This is a genomic window from Methanobacterium formicicum, from assembly GCF_029848115.1.
Classification (GTDB): Archaea; Methanobacteriota; Methanobacteria; order Methanobacteriales; family Methanobacteriaceae; genus Methanobacterium; species Methanobacterium formicicum.
Genome location: NZ_JARVXG010000016.1, coordinates 1 through 10,000, shown reverse-complemented (window position 1 = coordinate 10,000; position 10,000 = coordinate 1). Strand labels below are relative to the sequence as shown.

Below are 10,000 nucleotides of genomic sequence, written 5' to 3'. Positions count from 1 at the left end.
GGTGGGAAAGGATGGAACTGAGATATTCCGCAGGACGGGTAATTTCACCGGAGGTTAATAAAATAGGAATCCTGGCAGTGGGTTCCCACCTGGAAAACCACGGTGCAGCACTCCCCATTGATACTGACTCTAAAATAGCGTCTTATCTGGCATTTGAGGCTTCAATTCGTACTGGGGCCAAATTTTTAGGGATACTTTATGGGGCCACAGAGTACGAATATGTGAAACATGGGATTCACCTCACTCCCCAGGCCCTGGTGGAAAAAGAACTTATTCCCACCCTAAGAAAGGCCAAAAATAACTTAAATTTAGAAGCAGCGGTCCTGGTTAATGGGCACGGTGGAAATGTACCCATTCAGGATTACCTGGATGATGTTAGGGGAAAACTGAACCTGGAAATAATATTCAACAACCGGATCGTGGAAATCGAGGGCCCCCATGCCGGGACAGGTGAACTTTCCATGGGGATGGCCCTGGGAATGGCTGATGTATCCTGTCTGGTTGAGCACTGTAACTTTGAAGAATACCCTGAAGTGGGAATGGTGGGCCTTGACCAAGCACGCCAGGCCAATGAAGGTATAGATAGGGGGGCCTGTGAGGTTCAGGAACAGGGAATTGATGTCAACCGGGAGTTGGGGGAATCACTCCTGGAAACTGCCATTTTGGATATTGTTAAGGACGTGAAAAGTTTGTTAAAATAAGTTTTCCCGCCTTTTTTTGTTATAAAAATTTTATAAAGGAAACTATTCTTTTTTTAAGATTTAATTTAAAGTTCAGGACAAATTACCTTTTTTTTACAGATATAAAATAATTATCTAACCATCCATTTTAGAAAAACAATTCATTAATTAATACCATATCCATCATACAATACTTATTGATGACTTACTAAAGGTGGAATAGACTAAAAAATTGAGGTGTGAATATGTTTTGTCCCAACTGTGGAACTGAAGTTAAAGGAAAATTTTGCCCAAACTGTGGTGAATCAATAGAAGTAGCCCCGGAAACTCTTGAAAGCCCGGAGATCAAACCAGCGGTCACCACACCGGGTGAAGGATCTTCAAGCAAATACTCAGTAGATGACTTCATCAACCGAACCATGGAGAAACCAGGTTCTGGTGAAACATTCGAAATTGAAAACAACTACCTGCTGAACATAAACCTCAACGGTAAGGTATGGTCCAAAAAGGGAGCCATGGTAGCCTACACCGGTGATGTTAAATTCAAAAGGGAGGGAACCTTTGAACATGGCCTGGATAAATTTGTTAAAAAGGCAGTTACTGGGGAAACAAGCACTTTAATGAAAATGAAAGGACAGGGAAAGGTATACTTGGCAGATCAGGGGAAAGAAGTCGTTGTTTTGAATCTGCAGAACGAGCGGATTTACGTCAATGGAAATGACCTTTTGGCCTTTGAAGACCAGATTGACTGGGACATAACCATGATGAGCTCAGGAGTGGGAATGTCTGCCGGAGGTCTGTTCCAGGTAAAACTGGAAGGAACCGGTATGGTGGCTATAACCACTCACTTCACCCCCATCACCCTGGTGGTAACTCCGGATCAACCAGTTTACACGGATCCCAATGCCACTGTGGCCTGGTCCGGTGGTTTAACCCCCTCAGTCAAGGCGGACGTGGACTTCAAAACTTTACTGGGAAAGGACAGTGGTGAAACATTCCAGTTAAAGTTCCAGGGCCAGGGATTCGTAATTGTGCAGCCTTTTGAAGAGATATAAAAGGATCTAATTTATTTTTACTGGAAAAAACATTTTTTCCATTTTTTATATTATCTATAAATTTGATAGATTTTAAAAAACCTTCTTTTTTTGAATTATCTTTAATTTGAGGTAATATGCGAATTTTACAGCATAAACTAAGGCTTGTTTTCATCATTATGGAATAAAAGATAAGATTTATAATTAATAGGGGAAAAATAATATAAAAGGGGGCGAAAATGCAAAAATCCCATAAACCCATTAATCCCGGTTACAGTGCCCTTAAAATAGCATTAATTTATTTTGTAATTAGTATAATCTGGATTATTGCTTCCGATCAATTGTTAAACCTCACTGTAGGTAATAGGCAGTTATTCACCACACTGGCCATGTTCAAAGGAAGTTTATTTGTAGTGGTTACTGCTGTTTTGATTTACTTCCTGGTTTACAGGAATCTGGTTTCCATTAAAAGTTCGGGAGAAGACCTTACCAAAAGTGAAAAGAAGTTTCGCGAAATCTTTAACAAAGCCAACGATATGATATCGGTAAATACCATGGCCGCCGGTGGAATTCCCGGGAAGTTCCTGGAAGTCAATGAAGTGATGAGTAAGAAGCTGGGCTACGGTAAAGAGGAACTCCTGAATATGAGTCCCGCGGACATAATATCCCCCGACATAAAAATTCCGGAAAATACTGGTGCAATACTCCTGGAGAAGGGCCACAGCACCTACGAGGTGGTAGTGATAACCAGAGATGGAAGGGAGATACCAGTTGAAGTGAAAAGCCACATCATCAATTACGAAGGGCAGGATGTTTCTCTGTCAGTATCCCGTGACATAACCGATCGTAAAAGAGCAGAAGATAAATTAAAATCATCCCTGGAAGAAAAAACTATCTTACTGCGGGAAGTTCATCACCGGGTTAACAACAGCCTGCAGATCATTTCCAGTCTGTTCAATCTCCAGTCCAGCTACGTTGATGAGAATTATAGAGATGTTCTCCTGGTAAGTCAGAGCAGGGTTAAATCCATGGCCATGATATACGAAAAACTGTACCAGTCACCGGATCTGACCCATATAAACATTAAAGATTATGTGGAAAGCTTTGTATCCAATCTTTTCTCTTTGTACGGGGTGGAAACTGGAATTATCCAAACCCAAATTAAGGTTTCGGATATAGAAATGGGAATGGACACAGCCATACCTTTAGGACTGATCATCAATGAACTGGTTACCAATTCTTTGAAACACGCATTTCCTGATGGAATAAAAGGGAAAAAAATCCAGATAACTCTAAATAAAAATAATGGGCTATTTAAATTGGAAGTAGCAGATAATGGGGTGGGCATACCTGAAACGGAAATAACAGAAAGTCCTAAAACTCTGGGTTTACAGCTGGTAAAGAGCCTGGTTAATCAGTTGAATGGAACCATGACCATCACTATAAAGAAGGGAACCATGGTGGAAATGTTATTTAAAGAAGTGAAGTACAAGGAACGGCTTTGAACCAGTTATTTTAGAAAAAAATATCAAGGGATAGGGATAGATTACTACCAGGGATAGATTACTAACAAAGGGGTGTTTCATTGACCAAGGTAATAAAAAATAAGGGTAGAATTGAAGCGTTTAATCCCAATAAAATTAAAGGGTCACTGCAAAAGGCCACAATTGATGCTGGTTACACTGTGGAAGAGAAAAAAGATATTATAAATCAGGTATTTGCTAATATAAACAAAAAAATTGACGAAGATGAAGAAATTAAGAGTGAAACCATAAAAATGTGCCTTCTAACCGAATTAGATAAATGCGAACCGTATATAGCTAAATCATGGCGTAACTTTGATAAAAAGTATAAATCAAGATGAAATTCTAATTTTCCATTTATTCTTATAATTTTCTGATATATGGTCCCGGGGGATTTTATAACATGGTTGATCTTTACCCTCAGATATTCAAGAGAAAATCCATTAGAGATTACTATCTGGAACCTCTGGAAGAGGTTGTGTTACAGAATGTGTTGGAGCAGGTCAACAACCTGGAACCTTTATATGATGATATTAAGGTAGATTTAAAGATAGTCTCCTCAGATGATGTTAATCCCCGGATGATGAAAAAAGCACCCTATTACCTTGCTGTATTTTCAGAAAATAAAGAGGGATACAAGACCAACATTGGCTTCCTGCTCCAGCAGATGGATCTTTTCTTCTCAGCTCATGGGTTGGGCAGCTGCTGGCAGGGGATCCCCCAACCAAAAAAACGGGTTGTGGAAAGTTCAGACATTAAGTTCATTATTTTAATGGCCTTTGGAAAGCCAAAGGTTCAGTTACACCGAACCAGTAATCTTGAATTCAATAGGAAACCACTCCCTAAAATAAGCGACATTAAAAATGAAGGTTACATTGGGGCTTTGTTGGAAGCAGCCCGCCTGGCCCCCTCTGCTACAAACAGCCAGCCATGGTTTTTTAAGGGTAATAATCATGTTATTCACGCTTATTCTTTCAAACCGAACATTTTAAGGGCCATAATGCTGAAGAAATATATCAAAATTGACATGGGTATTGCCCTCTACCATATTAAACTGGCAGCAGAACACCTTGGAAAAACAGTGCGCATTGTTTTTGATGATGCTGGACGTGAAAAAACCCCTAATAGGTACGAATACGTGGCCAGTGTGAAAATAAATTAGTTTGAATAGATACTAGTTGAAGATGACTTAATTGAAAATAGATAGTTCAATATGAAAGGGGAATAATTTTAAAACCCGGGGGACATGATTATTCCCAGAAAATATTCACTTCTTCAGCTATTCTTTGCCCCTGTTTACGTCCGGCTTCGGCAGCTGCGCTTCGAAACTCTGCATCCAGGGGGTTGGGCCCTTTAGCTTCCAGTGACTCTTCATCAGGGGTGATGACCTTAACCTGGGAACCAGATTCTTCCAGTTGTTTAACCTCTTCCTGGAAGGTGATGCGGTGCATGGTGGGTCCCATTGCCGGTGCAACCATAGTGGGTTCGGCTACAATTATAAGCACCTTCTGGTAATCCTGGGCTACATCGGCGTTGGTACCGGAACTCATACCCCCATCAATGTAGCGACGACCATTGATGGTGGTGGGAGGATAAACACCGGGAACAGCTGAACTGGCTGATACTGCAAGTAAAAGGGGAACACCAGAATCCTGACTAAATTTAATCCATTCACCAGTCTGGGCATCAACGGCATTGATAATAAGTTTTTTCTCCTGATTCCATTCATGAACAGGCAAGCGAGAAGCCATTATTTCCAACCTTTCTTCCTCACTCATGGTGGGAGCATTCAGTGCGGCCTCTCCAATACGTACTCTTGCTGTTTGAGAATCAGGAGAGCTCATAATGGCTGCAGCCATCATCTGACGGAATTCATGTCCATCAAAGTCCACTGGTCTTTCCTTGGTTTCAATGATTGGTTTGAGCTGTAGGTTGTAGAGTTCTTCCAGGCGGAGGCCACTGGTGATCTGGGCACCTATACTGGAACCAGCTGATGTCCCCACCACGAGATCCACATCAGTAACCTTCACCCCGCCTTCTTCAAGTCCCAGAAGGACACCTAATTCCCATGCTGTTCCGGTGATGCCCCCACCACTCAGAACTAGAGCTTTTGATGGTTTTTCATCCGTTTCATCCATGAATCCACCTCCAAGACATTAACCCTCAGAATTTGTCCAGAACTTTAAGTACCGGAAGTTAATCTGCCATTTCCCCATATTTATCGGCAATTTCAGCAAAGGAATGGGCTATGTAGTGCACCTGTTCCTGGCTGTAACCGTAGACACTGCACTTAAACCACTGGGTCTGTCCCCTTTTGATACCCACGATGTTGCGCTGTTTAAGCTCTTCATATAAATAAAAACCTTTACGTGGATGTTTATCTGCGATTCTGTGGAAAAATGGTGTTTCGAATCGTACCAGATCATGTTCAGTTGGTCGCACACCGATCTGGCGTACTCCACTGATTTTTTCCATTTCAGAAACAAAGTAACGGCTTTTTTCCACTTCAACATCCCAATGCTTCACCCGGTTAATGATATGGGGCAGAGATGCCATTAAAGTTGCAATGGGAGCCCCGCGACTGGTGCACCCCAACATTTCCAGTTCCTTCACCTGATGCAGGGAGGATCGTTTCAGGACCAGATCGGCCCACTCCTCCTGCACACCCAGTATGCCTATGGGTCCGGAGGCGGCCATGCTTTTATGGCCACTTCCCACTGCAAAATCCACATTCCATCCTTTGGCATCTATGGGCATTCGTCCCATGGAGTATGCACAGTTTAAAAGGAAGGGAATACCGGCATCATGGGCAACTTTACCAACAGCACGGGCATCAGTTACATTACCGTAATCCCCATCTACATGGGTTAAAAGAACCAGGCTCACATCTTCTCCCCTATCATTGAGTTCATCCAGGGTTTCATGGTATCCTTCTGCATCAACACGGTATTCTGGTTCTCCACTGCTGGGAACTTCCACTATGTTTAGCCCGTTACGTTCTGCTGCCAGGTGAGAAGTGTAATGGGCGTTACCATCCATAACCACGGTATCTCCTGGCCGGCAAAGGGCATGCATAACTGCGAATTTTCCTTCCCGTGCTCCATGGACAGTTCGGGCATGATCTACCTGGATAAAATTGGCAATATCTTCCAGAAAACTGTTGATGGATGGTTTTGGTATTTGATCCAGGCGGCCAGCACAGTAATCACACACACTGTACCCATCGGAAAATTCATACAGTGCTTGCCGTGATTCAGGAGGAAGCACCCCTCCACGTTGGAGAGGGTTGAGGTTGAGGTTTTCTCTTTCAGTTTGACGGTTAAGGGAATAATCTTGACATTCCATACAATTCACCAGATTCTGTTAGGGGGTTATGATTTTAGTCCTGGTCAAAAATGACCATAACTGGGAATAAATTTAATTAATTATTTTTGTATTCCATTTAAACTTAAATTTCACTATTCTTCATTTTCTCTTTTTCAATTCTCATATATTTTCTCCAACTGGAAGTGGGATGAGTACAATTTTAACATCCACCTTCTGATGAATGATATAATCCCACCGGAGATCCCCCTAGAATAATAAAAGAGTTAAGTGTTAGGAGGGGTTGTTGGTAGTTTTGAATTCAAATCCCCCCACCTCAAAGTCCAATTTTTTACCCTTAACCTCGGAGTAATAGATATTCAAACCATTGGGTAGATGGATTGTTTTAATTTCTAACTGACTTTGCAGTTCCTGGAAAAAGGGTGATCGGTTATCCATTATCCATACAATCCTTTCTGTGGAAGAATTTATGGGGATCTCCAATGCACTGGACTGGGAGATGGTGAAGGTGTGATTTTTACCGTAGTAAGCTGAGACCTGGTTGTTGAGCTTGTTACTTTTTAGCTGGGAGTTACCCGAATCAAAGAGATAGTAAACACTGTATTCTGGGAGTGCATACATGGCTTTCCTCCAGCTGAAGCCCTGGTCTTCACGGATAATGTCCCTTATAATGATTTGAGTACTCTGGGGCCGGTTTTGGGACAGGTTACCAATCACCTCCAAGTGCCACTCTGTATTCTGGTCATTGATGGTGATCTTCTCCTGGTTGTACATGAACAGCATGTCCAACCCCAGTATCATCTTTTCCGTGGTGTTCATATGGTCGATCTGGGTTTCCCATGTGCTCTCTTCATTTAAATTGTAAGGATAAAGGAAATAAACACTGTTTAATAGTACATAGATTATTATAAGTGCACTCACTACCTTTCCTGGCGAAATATTAAATTTTACTCCTAAATTCTGTGAAAATCCAGTTACCACATAACCTAAGATTAAAATGAGGGCAGGTAAGAAGGTTAAGGTGTAACCTGGTTTGGATAATGGTACAAATATTAAAAATAGGAGTGAAGGGAGTATCCACAGGCCTAAAAAAATTAACCGAGGATTTTTAAGCATTTTCCGGTCCAGGAGGGTTTTCCTTTTCCAGATGAGGAAGATCACAATTAAAAATCCCCCTATAAAACCCAGACCAATCATCAACCATGAAAATAACAGGCCATCCATTAAAAGATGGTTAGATAATGGGGCCCCAAATAGCACAGAGCTGGTGGTGAAAGAGGCTGAAAAATGCCCTCCGGCATGTAGATAGTTTTCCAGACCCGGGGCAAGGATAATGCTAGGTACCAGCCAGAGTAGGATGGATACGCCCAGAACTGCCAGGGCAGTGACCACCCTTTTAAAGTGATGGTCATGGTAAAACAGGCAAAACATCCATAGGGGAAACATGAAAGGGATTAAGTCCTGGCGAAATCCTCCGGCCAGGCCTAAAACCAAGGAAGAAATGTACAAAAATGATTTTCTACCTTTAAAGGCCTGGTAAGATGTGTAAGCTATTAATATGGCTAAAAAAGATTCACTGGGATAAATTGTGGCGATTTCTCCATAGAACCAGAAGATAGGGCTGAATATGAGTAATATGCTGCCAATTATGGCAACTTTCTTTGAAAACAAATCTTTACCCAGGAAGTACACTAAAATAACCGTCAAAATACTGAACATTATACTCATGAACACCAGAGTGGTGTTGGCATCAGGGAAAATCTGGTTAAAAACCTTGCCCACACCCACAAAAAGGATATAACCCGGGGGCTGCGGTTGATGGAGAAGTATATCATACCTTTCTAGGGCAAGGGCGAAATTCGCCGAGTCCCACTCGTAAAGAAATTTGCCGGCCAGGGGTAGGCGAGTGGCCACCACTAAAACCAGGAGTAACAGTACGACAACCAGATCATTCCGGGATTTGACGGTTGAAATTAAAGATTTAAGGTGTCCCTGCATGTAATGCTCCAGAATTTTTTAACAGAATTTCAGGATGATGTGATTTTTTAGGACTCACAAATTTTAATATAACTCTTCCTATTTTTAAACGTAATCTTACTATTTATGGTATTAATAGTTTAAAACTTGTTAGAAAGGAGTTTTGCCAGGGAAATTTTTAAAAAAATTAAAAAAGAGACGGAAATAATATATTCACATTATTCCCATGTTTTTATTGGTTTTTTCAATGGATTTAGCTGGATCTTCTTCCATCTCCAGCATGGCACGGATACAGTCCACGTTTTCAGGTACTACATCTGATTCCTGGTGTATGGCCTGCATGTAGAACAGTTCGCCGTCTTTAATGTTTAAAGATTCTTTCCATACGGCTATTTCATTCAAATCACTTCTAGGTCGGCCTAAATCCCGTGCACACTCCATTATCTCGGCAGTTGAACCCAGTCCTTTATTTGCTTCCACTAATACCACCCTTGGAGTGGATTCCAGTTTTTCGATGACCTCATCCAGTGATGGTGTGTTTTCCAGTTCCACCATTAGGTTGTGCTGGTGCATGAGGGTGGTGGGGACCAAGAGGGCCATGGTGGTAATGTTCAGGTCGTACATCACGGTTTGCACGTCAGGACCGTGGTGGCTCGGTACAGTTGGTGGGTTGGGGACGATGGCGTTTATGGGACCAGATTTAACCTGTCCCGGATCTGCTCCCCGACGTACCATAACCGCCCTAACTTTCTTGATACCACACAGGTCATCAATTGGTTTCAAGGTTCGGCAGAGACCGGTGGTGTTACAGCTGACCACCCGTGAGAAGTCTGCTCCCCAGTTATCCTGGTAGTTGGCAAATGAGTTGAAGGACTGACCAATCTGTTCATGTTTTTCTCCACCTTGGAATATTCCCTTAACACCTTTTTCAGCGTAGACTTCCTTGTTTTTAGCACCTATTCCTCCGGGTGTGCAGTCTACCATAACATCCACTTTATCGTAGAGATCATCGATGGTGCCCGTTACTTTTATTCCTGCTTCTTCAAATAAGTCTTCTCTATCGGGTGCACTTATGTAGAGTGGGAATCCTTTATCTACTGCCATTTGGGCTTCAAAATTGGGGGTTCTCTTGGTAACCCCAACGATCTGCATGTCGTCCTGGCAGGCGACAGCATCTGCTACTCTCTTTCCAATAGTACCGTATCCGTTTATCCCTACGTTTTTCATAATAAAATCCCCGTTATAGTATTATATTAAATTATCTTTCTTTTCTAGAATATTATAAATTTTATGATTTAATTTTGAAAAGAAACAGTGACTGTAAGGTTTAAATATCTCTTAAGCTTGTTAACCTGTGATCAGGGATTAAAAAAATAGTGTGCACAGATTTGATTTTAAAATAGGAAAAAAATTACGGGTAAAAAGAAAAGAAATTAGGTATCAGCCTTTAAATTTAAAGGCT

At 41.7% G+C, this 10,000-nt stretch carries 9 protein-coding genes; 5 read left to right on the top strand and 4 right to left on the bottom strand.

Going from position 1 to position 10,000, the window contains the following annotated elements; all coding sequences use genetic code 11:
- The first annotated feature begins 11 nt into the window (after positions 1–11).
- The 5 genes from arfB (at position 12) to QC759_RS00610 (ending at position 4,399) form a co-directional block, all read left to right on the top strand.
- Positions 12–701, top strand: coding sequence for a 2-amino-5-formylamino-6-ribosylaminopyrimidin-4(3H)-one 5'-monophosphate deformylase (gene arfB, locus QC759_RS00630; protein WP_048071840.1), 690 nt, complete (start codon positions 12–14; stop codon positions 699–701).
- 224 nt (positions 702–925) lie between these two features.
- The gene (locus QC759_RS00625; protein ID WP_243687863.1) at positions 926–1,735 is read left to right on the top strand and encodes an AIM24 family protein; all 810 of its coding nucleotides are present in this window, start codon (positions 926–928) and stop codon (positions 1,733–1,735) included.
- Between the two features lie 218 nt (positions 1,736–1,953).
- Positions 1,954–3,219, top strand: a complete 1,266-nt coding sequence (locus QC759_RS00620) for a PAS domain-containing sensor histidine kinase (RefSeq protein ID WP_052659936.1) — start codon at positions 1,954–1,956, stop codon at positions 3,217–3,219.
- Between the two features lie 80 nt (positions 3,220–3,299).
- Entirely contained in the window at positions 3,300–3,578 is a 279-nt protein-coding gene (locus QC759_RS00615; protein ID WP_048071839.1) for an ATP cone domain-containing protein, read from the top strand.
- Positions 3,579–3,640: 62 nt separating this feature from the next.
- A complete protein-coding gene (locus QC759_RS00610) occupies positions 3,641–4,399 on the top strand; it encodes a nitroreductase family protein (protein ID WP_048071838.1) in 759 nt (252 codons plus the stop codon).
- An 88-nt stretch (positions 4,400–4,487) separates the two neighbouring features.
- Here the strand turns inward: QC759_RS00610 and QC759_RS00605 are convergent, their stop codons facing one another.
- The 4 genes from QC759_RS00605 to QC759_RS00590 all read right to left on the bottom strand — a co-directional run bounded on the left by QC759_RS00605 (position 4,488) and on the right by QC759_RS00590 (position 9,765).
- Entirely contained in the window at positions 4,488–5,375 is an 888-nt protein-coding gene (locus QC759_RS00605; protein WP_048071837.1) for a patatin-like phospholipase family protein, read from the bottom strand.
- A 58-nt stretch (positions 5,376–5,433) separates the two neighbouring features.
- On the bottom strand, positions 5,434–6,582 hold the full coding sequence (gene pscS, locus QC759_RS00600; protein WP_048071836.1) for an O-phospho-L-seryl-tRNA:Cys-tRNA synthase: 1,149 nt from the start codon (positions 6,580–6,582) through the stop codon (positions 5,434–5,436).
- A gap of 252 nt (positions 6,583–6,834) precedes the next feature.
- On the bottom strand, positions 6,835–8,559 hold the full coding sequence (locus QC759_RS00595) for a glycosyltransferase family 39 protein (RefSeq protein WP_048071835.1): 1,725 nt from the start codon (positions 8,557–8,559) through the stop codon (positions 6,835–6,837).
- A 192-nt stretch (positions 8,560–8,751) separates the two neighbouring features.
- A complete protein-coding gene (locus tag QC759_RS00590; protein ID WP_048071834.1) occupies positions 8,752–9,765 on the bottom strand; it encodes a phosphorylating glyceraldehyde-3-phosphate dehydrogenase in 1,014 nt (337 codons plus the stop codon).
- Between the last annotated feature and the right edge of the window lie 235 nt (positions 9,766–10,000).